General features: G+C 35.0%; 22 protein-coding genes and 1 riboswitch. Of the genes, 15 read left to right on the top strand and 7 right to left on the bottom strand.

Features of this window, described 5'->3' with window-relative positions; genetic code table 11:
- Positions 1-481 precede the first annotated feature (481 nt).
- The 8 genes from ACIQ4I_RS17895 to ACIQ4I_RS17860 all read left to right on the top strand — a co-directional run bounded on the left by ACIQ4I_RS17895 (position 482) and on the right by ACIQ4I_RS17860 (position 9,471).
- Positions 482-1,078, top strand: a complete 597-nt coding sequence (locus ACIQ4I_RS17895; RefSeq protein ID WP_403098458.1) for a VanZ family protein — start codon at positions 482-484, stop codon at positions 1,076-1,078.
- Between the two features lie 55 nt (positions 1,079-1,133).
- A complete protein-coding gene (locus ACIQ4I_RS17890) occupies positions 1,134-1,286 on the top strand; it encodes a Fur-regulated basic protein FbpA (protein ID WP_403098457.1) in 153 nt (50 codons plus the stop codon).
- Positions 1,287-1,431: 145 nt separating this feature from the next.
- Complete coding sequence (asnB, locus tag ACIQ4I_RS17885; protein ID WP_403098455.1) at positions 1,432-3,258, top strand: asparagine synthase (glutamine-hydrolyzing); 1,827 nt, start codon at positions 1,432-1,434, stop codon at positions 3,256-3,258.
- Between the two features lie 144 nt (positions 3,259-3,402).
- Positions 3,403-4,296, top strand: coding sequence for a C39 family peptidase (locus ACIQ4I_RS17880; RefSeq protein WP_403098453.1), 894 nt, complete (start codon positions 3,403-3,405; stop codon positions 4,294-4,296).
- A gap of 647 nt (positions 4,297-4,943) precedes the next feature.
- Entirely contained in the window at positions 4,944-6,158 is a 1,215-nt protein-coding gene (locus ACIQ4I_RS17875; protein WP_403098451.1) for a carboxylate--amine ligase, read from the top strand.
- A 1-nt stretch (position 6,159) separates the two neighbouring features.
- Positions 6,160-6,861 (top strand): cysteate racemase, encoded by a 702-nt coding sequence (gene cuyB, locus ACIQ4I_RS17870; protein WP_403098449.1) that lies wholly within the window; start codon positions 6,160-6,162, stop codon positions 6,859-6,861.
- An 87-nt stretch (positions 6,862-6,948) separates the two neighbouring features.
- Positions 6,949-8,220 carry a DEAD/DEAH box helicase gene (locus ACIQ4I_RS17865; protein ID WP_403098447.1) on the top strand — a complete coding sequence of 424 codons (1,272 nt, stop codon included), beginning with the start codon at positions 6,949-6,951 and terminating at the stop codon, positions 8,218-8,220.
- Positions 8,221-8,241: 21 nt separating this feature from the next.
- Positions 8,242-9,471, top strand: a complete 1,230-nt coding sequence (locus ACIQ4I_RS17860; RefSeq protein ID WP_403098693.1) for an aminopeptidase — start codon at positions 8,242-8,244, stop codon at positions 9,469-9,471.
- Between the two features lie 366 nt (positions 9,472-9,837).
- Here the strand turns inward: ACIQ4I_RS17860 and ACIQ4I_RS17855 are convergent, their stop codons facing one another.
- Positions 9,838-10,194: a magnetosome magnetite crystal formation protein family gene (locus ACIQ4I_RS17855; protein ID WP_403098445.1), complete on the bottom strand. Its 357-nt coding sequence runs from the start codon at positions 10,192-10,194 to the stop codon at positions 9,838-9,840.
- Positions 10,195-10,475: 281 nt separating this feature from the next.
- Positions 10,476-10,581: riboswitch (TPP riboswitch) on the top strand.
- A 122-nt stretch (positions 10,582-10,703) separates the two neighbouring features.
- Here ACIQ4I_RS17855 and thiT point away from each other — a divergent pair.
- Both thiT and map read left to right on the top strand, forming a co-directional pair.
- The gene (gene thiT, locus ACIQ4I_RS17850) at positions 10,704-11,264 is read left to right on the top strand and encodes an energy-coupled thiamine transporter ThiT (RefSeq protein ID WP_403098443.1); all 561 of its coding nucleotides are present in this window, start codon (positions 10,704-10,706) and stop codon (positions 11,262-11,264) included.
- A 247-nt stretch (positions 11,265-11,511) separates the two neighbouring features.
- The gene (map, locus tag ACIQ4I_RS17845) at positions 11,512-12,264 is read left to right on the top strand and encodes a type I methionyl aminopeptidase (protein ID WP_403098441.1); all 753 of its coding nucleotides are present in this window, start codon (positions 11,512-11,514) and stop codon (positions 12,262-12,264) included.
- Positions 12,265-12,311: 47 nt separating this feature from the next.
- Here the strand turns inward: map and ACIQ4I_RS17840 are convergent, their stop codons facing one another.
- A complete protein-coding gene (locus ACIQ4I_RS17840) occupies positions 12,312-13,040 on the bottom strand; it encodes a tryptophan-rich sensory protein (RefSeq protein WP_403098439.1) in 729 nt (242 codons plus the stop codon).
- A 189-nt stretch (positions 13,041-13,229) separates the two neighbouring features.
- On the opposite strand from ACIQ4I_RS17840, the gene ACIQ4I_RS17835 reads away from it, so the two are divergent.
- On the top strand, positions 13,230-14,000 hold the full coding sequence (locus ACIQ4I_RS17835) for a polyphosphate kinase 2 family protein (RefSeq protein ID WP_403098437.1): 771 nt from the start codon (positions 13,230-13,232) through the stop codon (positions 13,998-14,000).
- Between the two features lie 75 nt (positions 14,001-14,075).
- A complete protein-coding gene (locus ACIQ4I_RS17830) occupies positions 14,076-14,621 on the top strand; it encodes a GNAT family N-acetyltransferase (RefSeq protein ID WP_403098436.1) in 546 nt (181 codons plus the stop codon).
- A gap of 167 nt (positions 14,622-14,788) precedes the next feature.
- Here ACIQ4I_RS17830 and ACIQ4I_RS17825 read toward each other — a convergent pair whose 3' ends face one another.
- The 4 genes from ACIQ4I_RS17825 to ACIQ4I_RS17810 form a co-directional block, all read right to left on the bottom strand.
- Positions 14,789-15,349 (bottom strand): beta-class carbonic anhydrase, encoded by a 561-nt coding sequence (locus tag ACIQ4I_RS17825; protein WP_403098434.1) that lies wholly within the window; start codon positions 15,347-15,349, stop codon positions 14,789-14,791.
- A gap of 80 nt (positions 15,350-15,429) precedes the next feature.
- The gene (gene mreBH / locus ACIQ4I_RS17820) at positions 15,430-16,428 is read right to left on the bottom strand and encodes a rod-share determining protein MreBH (protein WP_403098432.1); all 999 of its coding nucleotides are present in this window, start codon (positions 16,426-16,428) and stop codon (positions 15,430-15,432) included.
- 244 nt (positions 16,429-16,672) lie between these two features.
- Positions 16,673-16,813 carry a hypothetical protein gene (locus ACIQ4I_RS17815; protein WP_403098431.1) on the bottom strand — a complete coding sequence of 47 codons (141 nt, stop codon included), beginning with the start codon at positions 16,811-16,813 and terminating at the stop codon, positions 16,673-16,675.
- Positions 16,814-16,992: 179 nt separating this feature from the next.
- Positions 16,993-18,225 (bottom strand): aminopeptidase, encoded by a 1,233-nt coding sequence (locus ACIQ4I_RS17810; protein ID WP_403098429.1) that lies wholly within the window; start codon positions 18,223-18,225, stop codon positions 16,993-16,995.
- Positions 18,226-18,419: 194 nt separating this feature from the next.
- On the opposite strand from ACIQ4I_RS17810, the gene motA reads away from it, so the two are divergent.
- Both motA and motB read left to right on the top strand, forming a co-directional pair.
- Positions 18,420-19,223: a flagellar motor stator protein MotA gene (motA, locus tag ACIQ4I_RS17805; RefSeq protein ID WP_403098427.1), complete on the top strand. Its 804-nt coding sequence runs from the start codon at positions 18,420-18,422 to the stop codon at positions 19,221-19,223.
- Positions 19,207-20,025: a flagellar motor protein MotB gene (gene motB / locus ACIQ4I_RS17800; protein ID WP_403098425.1), complete on the top strand. Its 819-nt coding sequence runs from the start codon at positions 19,207-19,209 to the stop codon at positions 20,023-20,025. The genes motA and motB overlap by 17 nt, the downstream gene beginning before the upstream one ends.
- Before the next feature lie 188 nt (positions 20,026-20,213).
- Here motB and ACIQ4I_RS17795 read toward each other — a convergent pair whose 3' ends face one another.
- Complete coding sequence (locus tag ACIQ4I_RS17795) at positions 20,214-20,438, bottom strand: DUF1128 domain-containing protein (protein ID WP_403098423.1); 225 nt, start codon at positions 20,436-20,438, stop codon at positions 20,214-20,216.
- A 176-nt stretch (positions 20,439-20,614) separates the two neighbouring features.
- Here ACIQ4I_RS17795 and ACIQ4I_RS17790 point away from each other — a divergent pair, with 176 nt between their 5' ends.
- A complete protein-coding gene (locus tag ACIQ4I_RS17790) occupies positions 20,615-20,977 on the top strand; it encodes a YtxH domain-containing protein (RefSeq protein WP_403098421.1) in 363 nt (120 codons plus the stop codon).
- Positions 20,978-20,995: the final 18 nt, after the last annotated feature.

The following is a 20,995-nucleotide window of genomic DNA, read 5'->3' as shown; positions in this document are numbered from 1 at the left end:
ATTAATTCCATAACATAATTCGATGTTTAAGCTAAAAACGCGGATGTATTAAATTTCTTTAATTTAAACGAACACTCCATGTAAACCAATGGAGTGTTTTCTTTTGAGGAGGCATGAATTTTAGTAGTTATGTGAACTTAAATGATTCAGGAATTTATCGACGGATATTTAGGAATTTGAAATTTCAAAAGAACCGTCTCATTTATAATAGAAGGTATTCAAAATTTATCCCAAAATTATTCCAAATAAAAATCAAAATGTGCTATAGTAAAATCGCTTTAAAATAAATGTTTTTATAGCACATCATTTTTGCGAAAAGGTAAAATAGTCTTTGTACGAAGGCCTACTGAATATGGTATCGTAGAAGTATAGAGGTAAATTATATAAAAGAAAAGATTGTTAATGAAATTTAATGTTTTTTTGCAACTTATTGTTATATAATTTGTCCTGTTATGAAGAAAGATAGAAATGAGTGACGAAGTTGTCTTATATACTTCAATATACACTCGATATGATGATTGTGATGATCATTGCAACTCCATTTGTTGTGTATATACGCTATAAATCACGGAAAAAACGTGATATTGGTCTAGTAAATCGTTGGCATGAAGTTGGAATTATGACATTTTGGGTTTATTTAATTGGTTTATTTTATGAAACCATTGTTCCCAAAAATGGTGTTAGTCTTCAATATGCAGAAATGCGAATTCAGAATCAAGACGGACTTGGTATTAATTTTCATCTATTTCGTGTTTTCACAGATGTATATAATGCCATTCATTATTTAAACTTATGGCAACCGTTTTTCATTAACTTTCTTGGTAACATCGCAATCTTTATGCCGATTGGTTTTCTACTACCATTACTTTGGCGGAAGATGGAGAAGTTCTTCTTTGTTTTTTTTACTGGACTAGGATTGTCTTTGTTTATCGAGACAATGCAGCTTCCCCAATATAGAAGCACTGATGTAGATGATTTATGGTTGAATACACTCGGAGCCATATTAGGATTTTGCATCTATAAACAGTTTGCTAAGCGAATCCCTAAACTAAAAGAGAAATTCAAAGTTTTCGTTTAGAACGCGAACTTTTGGGGAAAATGTCATAAAACAGTAAGGTAAGAAGGGATACAACATGAATAACCAGAAGATAACAGCTGAAGAACGAAAAAAGAATCATGTAATGGATCATTTAATGGAACTTGGCGTGTTTAAAATAAATGATAAACAGCTTTATCAAGTACCATTAGAAGTATTGATGAAAGAATACAAAAAGCATACAAGCTAACAGGTTGCTACTATGTGGCAATCTTTTTCGGTATAAGTCAATTGAAAAAAAGAGTATAATCAAAAGATGTCGAATGCAACATAGTGCATTCTAATACGTGCTAAATTAAATAGATTGAATGAAATAGATAGGAGAATTAAATTATATGTGTGGATTTACAGGATTTATCGGTGAGGTATCAAACCCTGACGTTGTGTTAGAGAATATGATGAACCAAATTATTCACCGTGGACCAGACTCTGCAGGGGAATTTACAGATGGTCAAGCAGCACTTGGTTTCCGTCGATTAAGTATAATTGACTTAGCAAATGGTAGCCAGCCACTTTATAACGAAGATCAATCATTAGTATTAATCTTCAACGGTGAAATTTACAATTTTAAAGAAATTAGAAAAGACCTTATTGATGCAGGCCACATCTTCAAGACAGATACAGATAGTGAAATTTTACTTCATGGTTATGAAGAATACGGAACAAAATTAGTTCAAAAATTACGTGGTATGTTCGCATTCGTTATTTGGGATCGAAACAAAAAACGCTTATTCGCAGCTCGTGACATGTTCGGCATTAAACCATTCTATTACGCACATATGAACGGAACATTACTATTTGGATCAGAAATAAAAAGTTTCTTACCACATCCACACTTCGAAAAGGTTCTAAATGAACAAGCGTTAAAACCATATTTAACTTTCCAATTCCCAGTGTTAAAAGAAACTTTCTTTAAAGGAGTTTTTAAATTACCAGCAGCGCACTATTTAACATTTGAAAATGGTAAATTAGAAATTACTCGTTATTGGGAACCAAATTTCAATCCAGAAGAACGTCCACTTGATCAAATCGTAGAAGAAATCGATTCTACAGTTCGTGAATCAATAAAAGCTCACGAATTTTCAGATCCCGATGTGCAAGTAGGTTCATTCCTATCTTCTGGTGTCGATTCCAGTTATGTGGCGTCTGTTTTAAAACCAGATAAAACTTTCTCTGTTGGTTTCGCAGCAGAAAAATTCTCTGAAGTCGATAACGCAAAAGCATTATCAAAAGAACTAGGTATTGAAAATGTCAATGAAGTATTAGATCCTGAAGTATGCTTCAATAAATTAGACGAAATTCAATACATGATGGATGAACCACACTCTAACCCATCTATCGTTCCTTTGTATTTCCTTGCTGAACTTGCGCGTAAGCATGTAAAAGTAGTTCTTTCTGGTGAGGGTGCTGATGAATTATTCGGTGGTTATGAAGAATACGATGAACTTCCTTCTATGCGCAAATATAAAAAAGTACCACAATTTATCCGTCGCCCAATTGCAGAAGTAGCAAAAGCTCTTCCTGAAATGCGTGGTAAACACTTCTTAATGCGTGGTGGTCTTCCAGTTGAACAAACATTTATTGGACAAGCGCATATTTTCGAAGAGCAGGAAGCAACTGCAATCTTAGCAGACAAATACAATCATGCCCCAACTGTTGCAGATATCGTAATGCCGGTATACAAAAAAGCAGCAGGTGAAGATGATTTAACAAAAAAACAAATTTTAGATTTAAATTTATGGTTAGTGGACGATATCTTGTTAAAAGCGGATAAAATGAGTATGGCCCATTCCATCGAATTACGTGTACCATTCCTTGACCGTGAAGTGATGAAGGTTGCTTCAAAAGTTCCTTCTCACTATCGTGTGAATGAAAAAGATACAAAATATGCATTCCGTCAAGCTTCACAACGTGCACTACCAGATGAGTGGGCGCATCGTAAGAAAATTGGTTTCCCAGTACCAATTCGTCTTTGGTTAAAAGAAGATAAATATTACAATCAAATTAAAGAAACATTTGAATCACCTGAAGCAGCACAATTCTTTGACCAACAAGCAATTGTGAATTTGTTAACAGATCACTACGAAGGTAAAGCGAAAAACCAACGTAAAGTTTGGACAATTTACATGTTCTTAGTATGGTACAAAAAATATTTCGGCTAATTATTCCTTTAGCTTAAAAGGGGATTGTCAGCGGTGTTTAAGAGAAGTAAAATGCCTCGGCATTTGCTCCTCTTTTGCTTTATAATGCTTTTTTTAAGTATTATAAGTGGCTGTTCTAGTATTCTACCAGCAAAAGAAGAGGAAATGGACGAAGGTATCAAAGTGCTTATTGTTGCATTTGGAAGCAGAGAACCTATTCCGGACATGAAAGTTAGTGTACGTGATTTGGACACGGACAAACTCGTTACAACTGCAACAGGTGATTCTGAAGGAGAAGTTACGCTAAATGGTTTAAAGACAGGTCATCGTTATTTATTTGTCCCATCATCTAAAGATAATTCTGATGTTTCAAAAGAGCCAACTAGTGTAGCGAAGGTTGTTAATGTAAAAGAAGATACTTCTTATGTCGTCCTTGAAACATACTATCAAAAGGAAAATCAACGACTTGATGTACCTGTAATTTTACAAAATCCACAGCTTCCTCATGGATGTGAAATTACAGCGATGACGGCCGCCTTCAACTACTATGGTCTAAATCTAAAAAAAACACAGATGGCAAAAAAGTATTTACCAACGAAAGAAGTTATCGATAAAGATGGAAAGAGAATTGGTCCAGATCCAAATAAAGCTTTTGCAGGAGATCCTGCAAATGAATTAACTGGTACATATGCCTTTGCCCCTGTTATAACAAAAGCAGCAAAAAAAGTAGCACATGACTATAAAACCGATTTAAAAGTGACCAATCTTACAGGTGCAAGTGAAAAGAAAATAATAGATAAAGTGCAACATGGTATTCCTGTAATGATGTGGGTAACGCTCGATTTATCAAAGCCGAAGAAAAAAGAAGGTTGGTATATTGAGAACACCAATAAGAAACCTAAAATGTATCTCAATTTACATGTCGTTGTCCTAACAGGGTATGAAGATAACAAAGTCATTGTAATGGATCCATTACATGGCTATGTTTCACATGATGCGACAAAATTCTTCTCAAGCTATAGAGATATGGGCTCTCAAGCTATTGCAATCGAGAAATAAATGAGAGATTATATAATTATTTGATGTTTTTTGGGGCTAAGCTATCTGATTTTGAATATATTCATAGAAATTATTTCTTTAGATAACCTTTTGTGAAAAATAATAAAGAAAGTGGGTAGGAATAGCGAGACTTCTGAGGAAAGACAAGTAAGAAAGAACCCGGAACGAACAAAGTGAAGCCGCTGAAAAAGCAAAAAAGGATACATTTTTTAAATAAAAATCTTATAAAGCTAACTTTGTTGAAGTGGAATCAGCGAAGACTCCTGTGGGAAAGCGAGACAGGTGAGACCCCGCAGATAGCGAGGTACGAGCTATCGAGGAGGCTTACCGCTCGCCCGCGGAAAGCGAAGCTGATTCCACTTCAGGTAAAATCAGATTTTTACTTTAAATTTTTGCATTCAACTAGTTTTTCAGTGACCTCAACGAAATTGAGTGAGGATTCTTTCTTGCTTTTCAGCGAGCGGTTTCTACCCATATTAGTTTACAAACGAAATCTTGAATAATCTTGGATATATTGAATATCAATTTCAAGTTGAACAAAGCCTTAAAAATTACCACATCAAAATAAGACATCATTCGTTTATAAAGATAAAATATGATAAACTAATGGCATTAAAATAAGTACAAAATAAGTGAGATGATAAGAGATGGCAGAACAACCATTTTTACCAATATTAATCGGATCAGATATGAATGCATATGGTATGGCACGTGCTTTTTATGAAGCATATGGAATCAAAGCAATTGTAGTCGGTCGAGCACATTTAACACCAACACAAAATAGTAATATTCTACATTTCAAACAAGTTTCAAACTTAAAAGAAAACTTTGTAGAAGAAATGAAAAAATTAGCAAAAGAGTACGAGCAAAAAGACTTACTACTAATGGGTTGTGGTGATGATTATGTCAAACTCATTATTAAAAACAAACCAGCTCTTGAACAATATTTCACTGTTCCTTACATCGATGAATCTTTAATGGATCGCATTTTACTGAAAGAAAACTTCTATAAAATGTGTGAAAAATATAACTTCAGTTATCCAAAAACGGATACTTGTACGTATGAAACATATGAGAACTTCCAAGTGAAAGTTGAATACCCAATCATAATTAAAGCATCCAATTCAGTGGCTTATTGGGCTTGTGAATTTCCGGGTAAGAAAAAAGTATTCATTGCACATGATGAAGCTGAAAAGAATGCCATCTTAAAAGCAATTTATAGTTCGTCTTATAAAGATCACTTAATCATCCAAGAATTCATCCCTGGTGATGATTCATATATGCGCGTATTGAATGCATATGTTGCTACTGATGGTAAAGTGAAGCTAATGTGTTTAGGTAACCCAATTCTTGAAGAACATTCTCCAGAAGGTATCGGTAGTTATGCAGCAATCATAACTACATATGATAAAGACTTGATGGACCAAGTGCGTTACTTCTTAGAAGATATTGGTTTTACAGGTATTGCAAACTTTGATATGAAATACGATTATCGTGATGGTAAATATAAACTATTTGAGATTAACCTTCGTAATGGACGTAGCAGTTATTATGTAACCGCAGCAGGCTATAACCTAATGAAATATGTTGCAGATGACCGTATGTTACATTTGCAACAAGAACTAACTTATGCGGATAACGAACACTTGTGGAGTATCATTCCAAATGGTGTATTATTCAAATACGCACAAAACACTGAGCTTAAAGCAAAAGCTCGTAAATTAATCAAAGAAGGTAAAGCAACGAACTCATTGTTCTACAAAGAGGACATGAACTTCAAACGTTGGTGCAAACTAACATTGAATAGCTTGAATTATTACCGTAAATACAAAAAATATTTTAACAATAAAGGTCTGTCTTAGAATGGAAAAGAAAGTACTTGGTATTATTGGTGGTGTTGGACCGCTAGCAACAATGCTACTTGGCGAATCGATTGTCCGTAGAACGAAAGCATTTAGTGATCAGGAGCATATGCATTTTATCATAGATAATGATACACGTATCCCCGATAGAACGGCATATATTTTAGATCATTCTAAACCAAACCCTCTCCCAGTAATGGTTGAGGATGCAAATAAGCTAGCCGATGCGGGAGCAGATATGATTGTAATCCCTTGCAATACTGCGCATAATTTTTACGATGATTTACAGTCAAATTCGAAAGTTCCCGTATTGCATATGATTCGAGAAACAGCGAAAAAAGCACGCCAATTAAATGCAAATCGTGTTGGTGTACTTGCTACGATCGGTACATTAACTTCCAATTTGTATCAAGAGGCTTTGATGGATGAAGGTATAGAACCTATTATTCCAGATGAAGTAATGCAAAAAGACATTATGACAGTGATATATGACTATGTAAAAGCAGGCAAAAAGATAACGTCAGCACAATGGCAACCAATCGAAGCAGCAATGAAAAATGCAGGATGTGACCACATTATTTTAGGCTGTACAGAGCTATCTGTTGTGAATAGAGAGTTATCGTTAGATGATTCGTATATTGATGCACTTATTGTATTAGCGGATTGTGCGATTACTAGTTGTGGTTACGAATTATTAGACTAATCATTGAAAGACCTGTCCTTTCTATAAGGGACAGGTTTTTACATAATGTAAATTATTAAATATAACTGAGAGAAGGTGTGGGAAACAATGTCATTCTTAACTTTATTGAGTGAAGATTTACAAAAAAAGTGGACTTTCCCATCCACAATGCCAATCCAAGATCAAATGATTCCGGCACTATTAGAAGGAAAAGACGTAGTAGCTGAATCCCCAACAGGTACAGGAAAAACATTAGCTTATCTATTGCCGATTCTACAAAAAGTTGATGGTGCAAAAAAAGCAACGCAAGCACTAATCGTTGCTCCATCCCAAGAATTATGTATGCAAATTGTAGAAGTTATTCGTACATGGACTGCCGGTACAAATATTACGGTTGTTCCATTAATTGGTGGGGCAAACCCACAACGCCAAATCGAAAAATTAAAGAAAAAACCAACCATTGCAGTTGGTACACCAGGACGTCTAAATGAGTTAGTTAAAGAGAAGAAATTGAAGTTACATGAGCTGACAACAATTGTTTTAGACGAAGGGGATCAACTACTAAGCCGCGATTACCGTGTCATTGTAAAATCATTTATCGATGGTGCAGACCACGAACGTCAAGTTGCAGTCGTATCAGCAACGATTACCGATGAAATCGAATTAGTGGCAAAACGTATGCTCCATGATCCCATACGTTTTCAAGTAAAAGTGGATGAAACATTAACAGGCAGTAAGGTCGTACATTCTTTTGTAAAACTCGAAGAACGTGATAAAACAGAATTTCTACGTAAATTATCACATGTATCAGGAGTTCGAGGACTTGCATTTATGAACAATTTAGACCAAGTTTTAATGAAAAAATCTAAGCTTGAATTCCGCAATGCACCAATTGTGGCACTACATTCTGAGATGAAAAAGGAAGAAAGAAAAGCTTCATTAGACAGTTTCCGAAAAGGTGAAGCTCGTATTCTAATTGCAACAGATGTAGCAGCAAGAGGACTAGATATAGATGGATTAACGTATGTTATACACGTGGCTGTTCCATATACAAGAGAGCAATATGTTCATCGTTCAGGCCGTACAGGACGTGCAGGAGCAGATGGTGAGGTTATTACATTACTTGCATATCATGAAGAACAAGCTTACCATAAACGCCTTCGTGAATTATCAATTAAACCAGTTGAAAAAATATGGTCTAATGGCCAACTTATAGAAGGTCACGCAGAAAATAAACAAGTTCGAAAACAAACAAAGCCAAATGGTAATTCAAATGCGCATAAAACATCTAAAAAAAGAAATGAAAGTAGTTCATTTGGAGCTTCTTTCAAAGATTCAGGAAAGAAAAAGTACTTTGCAAAGAAATCTAAGAAGAAATAATTAGAAGCGAGGTAATTAATGATGACATTTAAAGAAAAGCTAGAACAATTTGCTGAGTTAGCAGTAAAAGTTGGAGCTAATGTGCGAAAAGGCCAAACTTTATTGATCAATACAACGACAGATACTATTGAATTTACACGTCTAGTTGTAAAAAAAGCATATGAAGCAGGCGCTAGTCGTGTAACAGTAAATTTCTCTGATGATGTAATCAATCGTGCTTATTTTGATCATGCACCAGACGATGAATTTGCAAAATTTCCCCGTTGGATTAGTGAACAACGTGATGAACTCATCGAACGTAAAGGTGCATTACTATGGATTGATGCTGCAGATCCAGATAATTTAACAGGTGTTCCTGTAGAAAAATTATCAGCTCATCAAAAGGCCTCTGGAAAAGCTTTAGAAAATTATCGTGATGCTGTTATGAACGATAAAATTGCATGGTCAATCATTGCGGTTCCTTCAAAAAAATGGGCTGCTAAAGTATTTCCTAATTTGAAAGAAGAAGAACAAGTACCTGCATTATGGGAAGCTATCTTCAAAACGGTACATATCGGTGAAGGGAATGTCATTGATAACTGGGACCAACATTTGAAAAACTTAGATACACGTGCTAACCTACTAAACAAAAAACGCTATGCAAAATTACATTACACAGCACCAGGTACAAACCTAACAATTGAATTACCAGATAAGCACATCTGGTGTACAGGTGCTAGCTATACTCCAGATGGTACTTCATTTGTTGCGAATATGCCTACTGAAGAAGTTTATACAATGCCTTCAAAATATGGCGTAAATGGTTATGTTTCAAACACAAAACCATTGGTGTTCCAAGGTAATATTATCGATCAATTCAAAATCACATTCGAAAATGGTAAAATCGTTCAAACTGAAGCAGGTGTAGGTGCAGAATTGCTGCAAGAACTAACAAAAGCTGATGAAGGGTCTCAATATCTTGGTGAAGTAGCATTAGTACCGCACGAATCACCAATTTCAGCTTCTAATATTTTATATTACAATACTTTGTTCGATGAAAATGCATCCAATCACTTAGCAATTGGAGAAGCGTACCCAACATGCTACGAAGGTGGCAGTACACTTACAAGAGAACAACTTGAAGAAAAAGGCATCAACACATCCATTACACACGAAGACTTCATGGTCGGCAGCGGCGAAATGGACATAGATGGTATCTTACCAGATGGAACAGTAGAACCAATCTTCCGTAAAGGTAGTTGGGCATTTTAAACAACAATCTAAAACTCCGCTCACAATGAAATGAGCGGAGTTTTTATTCTTTAAAGGTTATTTGAATGAAAGTAGAAGAATCTTACCAACTAATTATGATAATAACGCTGAGAGGTGCTAAAGAAACTCTAAGTGGTACTGAAAAACTAAAAAATCGCCTCAAGGATCACAACCCCAGGGCGATTCATCATCAAATTATTTCTTTATAGGAGTCTTCTTCTTTTTAGCATCAATTGCTTTAATGATGATTGGATAAACAATTGGAGCTAACTTAATAGCTGCTTTTACAACTTTTCGTACTTGCATATAGTAGCACTCCATTCCAGAAACTTTTCTATTTCAGACTATACCCATAAAATTGTACTCTTAAGCTCTAAGTACTTTAATTCCTTGAATAATATTCCAGATAAAAACTACAAGTGATATTATTACTTCTACAATCACAAAAACAAACCATAAGATTACTAAGAATGTACCGTTACCAGATGATTCATTCATAATGTTCATTTCATAGCTGAAAGGGCTTGCCGCTATGGTAGCAATAAATATAATTACTCCAAAAATAGTAGGAATAATTAGCAGTAGATGAGAGATAAATGCACGTTTTGCATGCCTTTTTACATCTTGATCTGTAGATACAAAATAGACGATTAATGGTAATATAAATCCGGCAAAAAATATACTAAAATAACAAAGGGCTGACAGTATGCGATTATTATCCAATAATGACACCTCCATTTATTATACATACGCATAATAATGGGCAAAAGATTCGAGTTATACTTCATTTATTTTAGCGTTTTAAATCAATATTTAAACATTAATCATAGTAAAATTTTTAAAATCAATCCCTTAAAGTACTTCTTTCCATCTTTAATGTGTCGAATATAAAAATGCAATATCTTTTTACAGATAAACTGATTATCTAATTTTTTGGGCAACTAACATTGAAATACAATATTTAGTTAAGTAAAATAAATGTGTTCAATAAAATTTAATGATGTATCGACCACAAGGGGAGCCGTAATGGACGGCTGAGAGTGAACCCGAAGTTCTAACCCTTTGAACCTGTGAGTTAATACTTGCGTAGGAATGTGGATAGAAACCGACTTATTTCGATGTCAGGGCTATCCTGATGTCGTTTTTTTATGGTGAAATCTCTAATGGAAAGTTTCCTAGAATAGGCTTTGGGGCTTATGTGATCTACATCGGGACTAAGGAGGATTTGAAAATTGAACAACAAAAGATTATTAATGATGGTTGAGATTGCTATTTTTGCAGCAATCGGTCTAGTTTTAGACCAAGTATCCTTTAAACTATGGCCACAAGGTGGTTCCATTAGCCTTGTAATGGTGCCAATTGTGTTGATGGCATTTCGTTGGGGTACAATAGCAGGTCTTATAACAGGACTTCTAGTGGGAGGATTACAAGCAATAATGGGGGGCTATATTTTAACACCTCTACAAGGTTTTATTGATTATTTCTTTGCCTTTACTGCAGTTGGTTTAGCAGGAGTGATGAGAAATAGAATAATCAATGCAAGCAAAAAGGAAAGCAAAAAGCAAATGGTAGCATATATTGCAATTGGAACATTTATCGGGGGAATGTTACGTTATATTGCACATACTGTATCAGGTATCATCTTTTTTGCAGAGTATGCTGGCAAACAAAATGTCTATTGGTATTCCATTATCTATAACGGTTCATATATGATTCCAGCAATTATTTTAACGATTATTGTTGCAGCACTTCTATTTACATCTGCACCTCGATTATTAGAACAAAAACGATAGAACTACAAGTCTAGCCACCAAAATATGGGGGCTAGACTTTTTCATAAAACTTTTTTAAGAATAAATTCTGAGTCACAAAGTCATAAGTATATTATTAAATCTCTAATTAATATGGTAATCGTAAACATTTTCAAAAAGTATAATATGATAGCAATAGAGTCCGTAAGCAAAGGTTTTATAAGAACGGCTTAACGTAAAATTGTGGTATAGTTAAGTGTAGATATTTAATTAGAAGGGATCGTTAGAAATGATTGCAAAAACGCAAGCAGAAATAGATGCTTTATTGAAAGCTGGTCGTGCAATGGCTGAAATTCGAGATGCAATGAAAGCCGCAACAAAACCAGGTGTAACTACTAAAGAATTAGATGACCTAGCTGGTCGCCTATTTGAAGAAAAAGGTGCTGTATCAGGGCCTAAAGCAGAATATGATTTTCCAGGATACACTTGTATCAGTGTAAATGAACAAGTTGCACATGGTATTCCAAATCTTCATAAACTAAAAGCAGGTGACTTGATTAACATTGATGTATCAGGTCATGTTGACGGTTATTATGCAGATACGGGTATTTCATTTATCGTAGGAGAAGTTGATTTACCGGAAGTTCAAAAAATCTGTGACGTCGCTCAAAGTGCATTTGACCGTGCGATGACAAAAGTAAAAGCAGGTTCTCGTCTAAACCAAATCGGTAAAGCTGTAGAACGTGAAGCACATGATCATGGCTTAGCGGTGATTATGAACTTAACTGGACATGGTGTTGGCCGTTCACTACATGAAGAACCACAATACGTATTAAATTATTTCGATGCCTGGGAACGTACAATTCTTAAAGAAGGAATGGTTTTAGCAGTAGAACCATTTATCTCACAAAAAGCAGAACACATTGTAGAAGCAGGTGATGGCTGGACTTTTATCACTCCAGATAAATCACTTGTAGCACAACTTGAACATACAATCATTGTAACTAATGGTGAACCAATTATTACAACAAAAATTGATTAAAAAACACCCTGCTAATTAGCAGGGTGCGGGAAGCTCTCTGAACGTAATTATTCAGAGGGCTTTTGTTTTTTTATAAAAATAATACCGACCACTAATACACCACTCAAGAAAAGAGCTGCAGTCGTAACAAGCAATTCTTCAAAGCCATTTTTAAATGCAATTCCAATATAAGCCCAAATATAAACGATAGGGAATAGTATATCATCATAATGGAATCGTAAATGCAATGCAATCGCTGTTCCACATGTAAGCATAATAACGGCCCATAGTGGATCACTAAGCCCTAAGACGTTCCAATGATTATGAGTAAATAGAAAGGCAATATTCATAAAGGTTACAATACTAACCCAAGCAAGATACATCGAAATTGGTAATCGTCCGCCCCATGAACGATGCCAAGCAGGATATGTAAAATACAAACCTGTTAATGACAGGAGCATTAAAATGATTGCCACAATTGACCATGTGAAATATTCATAATGCCACAAGTAAATCCATAACATATTAAATAACGAACTAGCTACAAATAAGACTATTTGCATTAAACTAATATGATATTCATTATGGCGATTTTTCCATAATAGATAAATCCAATAAGCCAAAATAATATAAATAAATACCCTAATAATATAAACATACCCTGCTGGACTAAATAGGACAGTATAGCTGTTGGAGATTTCACTTGTTGTATGACCATTTAGTGGAATTATATTAGCAGCTGTACTAAATACAATCATTGCGATGTAAACAATTGTAACGACTAACAGTCTGCCCAATAAAATCTCCTCCTTTAGATTAGATTTCTAAACAAATCTAATGATCGATTACAAGTTGTTAAAAACTAAAATCATTATATAAAATCAGTCATCCTTAAGTATACAATCGTTTTGCTCTAACAACAAATACCATTTTAGTGAACTTTGCAGTAATATAGTAATATGGAAGAAAAAAGGGAGCAGATAAAGATGACCAAGCGCATAGAAAATATGAATATAGACCAACAGTTAGATGAAAAGATTTCCTACAAAAAAGAGTTAAAAGAGCTACAATTCGAAATGCTCAACATTCAGCAATTCTTATTTAATCATAATATTGGCTTAATCATTGGGTTTGAAGGTATGGATGCAGCGGGAAAAGGTGGGGCTATAAAACGTTTAACGCAACGTTTAGATCCACGTGGATATGTGGTACATCCAATTGCTGCCCCAACTCAAGATGAATTAAAATATAATCACCTATATCGTTTTTGGAAACGACTGCCTGCTCGTGGCCAAATCGGAATTTTTGACCGCACATGGTATGGAAGGGTTCTTGTAGAACGTATTGAGGGATTTGCTTCTAAGGTTGAATGGGGACGTGCTTACGAAGAAATCAATCAATTCGAGAAATTATTAACGGATGATAATTTCATCCTGATGAAGTTTTGGATTCATGTTTCAAATGAGGAACAGTTAAATCGATTTAAAGAACGTCAAGAAGATCCATATAAAATGTGGAAACTGACAGATGAAGATTGGCGTAATAGAGATAAATGGCCACTTTATATTGAAGCAGCTAATGATATGTTTGACAAAACAGATAAAAAAAATGCACCTTGGATCTTAATAGAAGGCAATGATAAAAAATATGCGCGTATTCAAGTGTTAAAGGAAACGATTAAACATGTAAAAAAAGAATGTGAACGTCGCGGTTTACAAGTTACAGATCCTGCTGAGGCTATAACACAAGAAGTGTAATAATAAACATCATTTAGCTGTATGAAGTAACTCAAATAGCTTCACAAGCTATCACAAAGGGTGGGTATGGTTAGTATGGTTTTTTTAGAGGGGCAGCGTTGTTATTTACGTACATTAGAAATGGCGGATGTGATGTCATATACAGAAATGGTTACTCGTAATATGCGTTACTGGTCTATTCATGAGCCATTACATCCGCCTGAATATTACACGGAAAAAGTACAATCGAAGAAAATTCAAGAATCTATTAGACAGATGCATGCAAATCGTGAGTATAGTTTTGGTATTTTCTCTTCTGGAACAACTGAAATCATTGGGCATATTTCAGTATATTCTATTAGACGTCTGCCTTTCTCAAGTGCATTTGTCGGTTATTCAATGGATGAAGCGCATACTGGAAAGGGAATCGTTTCCGATGCACTTTCACTCGTTTCAAAATTTGCTTTTGAAGATTTATGTATACATCGTTTAGAAGCATATGTTTCTCCAAAAAATGTAGCGTCTGTACGTGTATTAGAGAAAGCAGGATTCATAAGAGAAGGGTTATTACGAAAGTTGCTGTATATTAACGGTAAATGGCAAGATCATTATTTATATGCTTTAATGGAGGAAGATTATTGAAAGGGAAAGGCCGCTTGGCGGAGATGGAGAAGTAATTTTCGCAAATTCTTCAATGGAATGTAGGAGAAAAGTTGTCGAATTTCCCAGGAAATATGTCGATAAATAATTAAAAAGCGATTTTCCCGTAAGTTGAGAAAATCGCTTTTTGCCATGCATTCTAGCTTGTATTATTTAGAACCGTCTACTACGACATCTAAATGACCTGTTTTTGGGTCAATAACTAAACCATGAACAGGAATAGAGTCTAATACTAATGGATGGTTTTTGATCATTTCAACACTATTACGAACGTTAGATTGTACGTCATCAAAACCATGTAACCATTGATTTAAATCTACTCCAGAATAATTAAGTACATCTAGTGTTTCTTGTTTAATACCACGGTCTACCATATTTTGCAGCATTTTATTTGGATCAACTGCACTCATACCGCAGTCGTAGTGACCTACTACAAAAACTTCGTCTGCTTGTAACTCATAAATTGCAACAAGTAAACTTCGCATAATTCCTCCGAATGGATGGTTTAAAATTGCACCAGCACTCTTGATCATTTTCACATCACCATTACGAAGATTCATCGCCTTAGGTAGTAATTCGACCAGACGGGTATCCATACAAGTTAAAATTACAAAACGTTTATCAGGATATTTACTAGTAATGTAAGGTTCATATCTTTTTTCATTCACAAAGGATTCATTGAATGTAAGAATATCATTTATTATAGACACGCTATCACTTCTCCTTTCCCAATTCCCCTTTCCTTACATTACTAATTGTAAGATAACTATTACCAAAAATATAGAATTTTTTATTTTTTTAGTAAATGGATTGTATCTAATGCTTTTCCTGTACCTACTGCTACTGATTCCAGTGGGTCAGGAGCTAAATGTACAGGTACCGCTAATTCAATTGAAAGCCACTCTGTCATACCTTTTAAAAGAGAGCCACCACCAGTTAGAACTATACCACGATCTACGATATCACCAGATAATTCTGGAGGGCAACTTTCTAATGTTCTACCAATCAATTCTAAAATAGATAATAGATTTTCTTTTAGACAATCCTGAATTTCAAGAGAAGACACTGTAATTGTTTTTGGCAGACCAGTAACAATATCACGCCCACGAACTTCCAATATTTCTGATGAATGCTCAATCAGTGCATAGCCAATTTCTTGTTTAATTCTTTCAGCAGTAGGTTCACCGATTAATACGTTAAATGCTTTACGAGCGAATTGAATAATTTCTTCATTCATGTGGTCGCCACCAAGTTTCATTGTATTAGAAGTAACGATTCCTCCAAAAGAAATAATTCCGACTTCTGTTGTACCGCCACCTATATCTACGATAACGCTTGCTATTGGATCACTGACAGGGAGTTCTGCACCGATTGCAGCAGCGACAGGTTCATCGATTAAGTAAACTTCTTTTGCACCGCATTGTTTAACTGCGTCTTGAATAGCAAGACGCTCTACAGAAGTTGCGCCAGATGGTGTACATACGACCACATTAGGCTTGCGTAAGGAAGAACCCATTTTTTTTGAGGCTTTTTCCATCATAGCTTTAATCATTGCTGTTGTCATATTAAAGTCCGCGATAACGCCGTCTTTTAATGGACGAATTGCTTTAATAGATACTGGTGTTTTACCAACCATTTCTTTTGCTTCTAATCCAGTAGCGATGATTTCATTTGTGTTTATATTGAACGCAACAACTGATGGTTCATTTAAAATAATTCCTTTACTTTTTGTATATACTAACGTATTGGCTGTGCCAAGATCGATTCCGATTGCTGTTGTCGAAAACATACGTAAAAATTCCTCCTCTAAATACCTCAGGTTACATAAGTATAAATTATATTTTTCTATTAAAGTATGTTATTTTATGGTATATAACAATCATTACATAGGAGAATGAATAGATAGTTGAAATAAAAGGTTAAATAATGGGAGAAATATAGTAGAAAAGGTATTAAATGTTATAAGAATGTTAAATAATTGTGAGAGAAATTTAAAAAAGAGCTACTTGGATTTTGCAAGTAGCTCTTTCATATTAAAATTTAGTTTTTGGTTTTGGATCGACGATATGAGAAGTAGAAGAGTCAAGACCAACTCTTAAATAATGAATTAATAATGCAGTTGATACTAGGAGTAAACCAAACATTCCACCTACTGTAGCAATAAATGAAGCCATTATCGATAACCCTCCCTAAAATTAAGAATATTCGTTATTTAATAGTATACATGATTTTAGCTCTTAAAATAAGGCTAAAATATGAATTCTATAAAATCTTTACAAGAATTATAGAACACTATCATCATAACACGTTTTATGAAAAAGGGAATGGTTATTTATAGCAACGTCTATTGATGTTAAAATGCCCAGTTACCATTGCGGAACACAGCTTCTATTTTATCGTCTTCAGTAATACCGTCGATATCCATTTCACCAGAACCCACCATGAAATCTACATGGGTAATACTACGGTTTAAACCTTTATTTAATAATTCTTCTTGCGTCATGTTCGTGCCATTTTCAATACAGAAGGCATATGCACTTCCGATTGCTAAATGGTTGGATGCATTTTCATCAAATAAAGTGTTGTAGAATAATAGACCGGATGCAGAAATAGGAGATTGATGTGGTACTAGGGCTACTTCTCCCAAATAATGAGCACCTTCATCAGAAGCTACGAGGTTTTTTAAAACTTCTTCGCCTTCTTGTGCTTCGATTTTGACGATTCGTCCTTTTTCAAAGGTAATTGTAAAATGATCAATAATATTGCCACCATAGCTTAGTGGTTTAGTGCAAGATACATAGCCATTTACACCTTCTTTATATGGGGCAGTGAAAACTTCTTCCGTAGGGATATTTGCCATGAAAGCTTTGCCAGATTGGTTAACACTACCACCGCCACTCCATATATGACCTTTAGGCAATTCAATTGTTAAATCAGTTCCTGGAGCTGTGTAGTGAAGCTTATGATATTTTTTATCATTTAAATATTGAACTTTTTTATGCAATGTTTTGTCATGATTTTCCCACGCCTTTAATGGTTCATCTAGGTCTGCACGTACAGTTTTAAAGATGGCTTCCCATAAAGCGGGTACTTGTTCTTCTTGTGGAAGTTGAGGATAGACCTTTGCTGCCCATTCAGGTGATGGGGCGCCAATAACTGTCCAACTTACTTTGTTCGACTGAGTGGCTTGGCGGAAAAGGCTTAAAGCTTTTCCAGATGCCTTTTGCTGGTTAGCGATACGATTTGCATCAACACCTTTTAGTAAATCTGGACTTTGAGATTTAATCGTCATAAATGCAGCTCCGTGGTCTGCTAGCCAATTTTTTTCTTCTGCATACCAAGGTGCGAAAAATTCAAAAGCATCTTCTGGAGCAAAGTCATAATGCATACGACTTAATACATCATCAGAATAATGTACAAATACTTCTCTTGCACCAGTTTCATACGCTTTTTTCGTAACAAGACGAACGAATTCTACATTATCCACAGTAGCTTGGATAAACAAGTATTGGTCAGGTTGGATATTCACACCTACTTTAACAACTAATTCAGCGTAACTATTTAACTTTTCCAGAAATGTTTTCATTAAAAATTCCCTCCTTTAAATACTAAAATAATTGTAGCAATTTCAAAAAATTAAGCAAATATGACAAATCGATATACATTTCTACTTTTTTTACAGATTTTCGTCAAATATCCTCTATTGTTCAAAGTAGAATATTAACATTGGGAAAAAATAACCGAAATAATAACAAGAATGACGACTTTGGAGGTACTAAAATGGATTTATCATCAGTTGTGGGTCTAATAATGGGCGTCGTAGCAGTAGTTGTGGGCATGTACTTTAAAGGTGTGACTCCAGATGCGTTGCTTAACCCAGCAGCAATCTTAATTATTATCTTAGGGACAATGGCAACAATAACAATTGGGTTTCCTAAGAGTGAATTGAAAAGAATACCAAAACTATTCAAAATCATATTCACGGAGCAAAAGCTAGTGAGTGATGTAGAAATCATCAAAATGTTTTCAGGATGGGCTGATTTAGCACGACGTGAAGGATTATTAGCTTTAGAAGGTAAAGTTTCTGAAATTGATGATCCTTTCTTAAAAAATGGTTTAACTTTAGCTATTGATGGTCAAAATGCCGATTATATTCGCGATGTATTAACAGAAGAAGTGGAAGCGTTGGAAGAGCGTCATACAAGTGGTGCACAGATTTTCTCTCAAGCAGGTACATATGCTCCAACATTAGGGGTCCTAGGGGCAGTTGTTGGTTTAATTGCAGCGCTGAAAGATATGAGTGACATAGACAAATTAGCGCACGCCATTTCTGCGGCATTTATTGCAACATTGCTAGGGATTTTTACAGGTTACGTTTTATGGCATCCGTTTGCTAATAAGCTTAGACGTAAATCTAGTATTGAAGCACGTCAAAAAATGATGATGATTGAAGGGATTCTTTCAGTTTTAGAAGGGGAGGCTCCTCGCGTAATTGAACAAAAACTTGCTTCATACTTAACTAAAAAAGAACGCCAACAAATTATGGATGAAAGCGGGGCGAGCGGCCTTGGCAAAGAAGACTAAAAGAAGAAAAAAACATGATGAAGAAATGTCAGAGGCATGGTTGCTTCCTTATTCCGACCTTCTTACACTATTATTGGCATTATTTATTGTATTATTTGCATCCAGCTCAGTAGATGCTCAAAAGTTAAGTCAATTATCTGCAGCGTTTAATGCTATGTTTGATGGAGGTAGTGGGGTAATGGAATATCCTTCCCCAGTAGATCCAACAGACCCAAAAAGTATATCAAATAGCAAAAACTCAGCTTATGTAGAAGACCAAAAATCGCTTTCTAAAATAAAAGGAAAAGTTGATGATTTTATAGCTGTAAACGAGTTAGAAAAACAATTCGAAACAAAGTTAACTGATGAGGGTCTTCTCGTTACAATTCGAGATAGTGTGTTATTCGATCCTGGTAAAGCAGATGTGAAAGAAGAACACAAGGCTACAGCAAAGGAATTGTCAAAACTTCTAGTATTTGATCCTAAAAGAAATGTAGTGATTACAGGATACACAGATAATGTTCCAGAGCGCAATGGTGAGTTCGCATCTAACTGGGAACTAAGTGTAATGCGAGCTGTAAATTTCTTGACACTAATCGTTGATAATAATCCAAAATTAGATTCAGCTTACTTTAGTGCAAAAGGTTATGGTGAAAATAAACCAATTGCCTCAAATAATACAGCTGAAGGACGTGCAAAGAACCGTCGAGTAGAGGTGCTAATTCAACCATTAGTGAAAAAAGATGGTACACCAACAAGTCCTTCAAGCGAGACAGATTCATTAAACAAATCAGATAGTAAAGATAAGACAACAACAAAATAATAATAAAAAGGTATATCTAGAGAGATATACCTTTTTATATACTTTTTGATGCATTACATATGAAACGATAGCTTTAAGCATTTAATCTATCCAGCTCCACGCTCTAGCTTTTCGGTCCAGATAACCTTTCCGCTGTTAGCAAAAAGCGCCTCTCGCGGAAAGAACATCTGAACGAGCGCGTTCCGCTTTTAATCTTTACGTAATGAACCGAGTTCAGCTACAATCGCTTGCATTTCACTTGGACTAAAAGCTTCACGTTTCATTACCATTTCATACAAGTAAACTAAATCTTCGTAGCTATCTGTATTAAAATGTTCTGGTTTCATAGCATCTGCATTAACCATACGAAGTTTATCCTTGATTCCTTCGATCATGAAAGTTACATTCTCTGTAGATGGTTGTGTAAGATTCAAAGGGATTCCTCCTACCTTTATTCCATTCTTTTACTACAGTATCATTTCACGATGGCTTATGAATGTCAATTCCCATTTGCTAAAAATTTTAAAGAGTAGTATATCATAATGAAACTGTTTTACATGTAAAGTAGTGGGGTATAATAATATATATAGATGTTTGGAGGAGGATAAATATGTCTAACAAATTAGTTAAAGGTATCGCATTAGGAGCAGTTGCGGGAGCAGCTTTAAGTATGTTGGATAGAAGTACTCGTGAAACTACAACGAAAAAGGTTAAGCATTTTGTAATTGATGTGCAGTATTTTGCATATAATCCTGAAGAAATATTTGATAAAATCCAGTCTACAACAAGCAGAGCCCAATCTATGTATAAAACTTTTATGCATGACAAAGATTTTTATTTGGAAAAAATAAACGAAATTCAAGAACTGACTCCTCAAGTTAAAGATATTGTTATCGAGACAAAAGAGGTATTCGCTGCTGGGATTGAAAAAGAAAAGAACGCTCCCGCCTCTGAATCAGTTATCCATCTATAAGTTACTCATACAAAGGGG

Source organism: Rummeliibacillus sp. NPDC094406, assembly GCF_044763875.1.
In the GTDB taxonomy this organism is placed as follows: Bacteria; Bacillota; Bacilli; order Bacillales_A; family Planococcaceae; genus Rummeliibacillus.
This window is presented reverse-complemented; position numbering and strand designations above follow the sequence as displayed.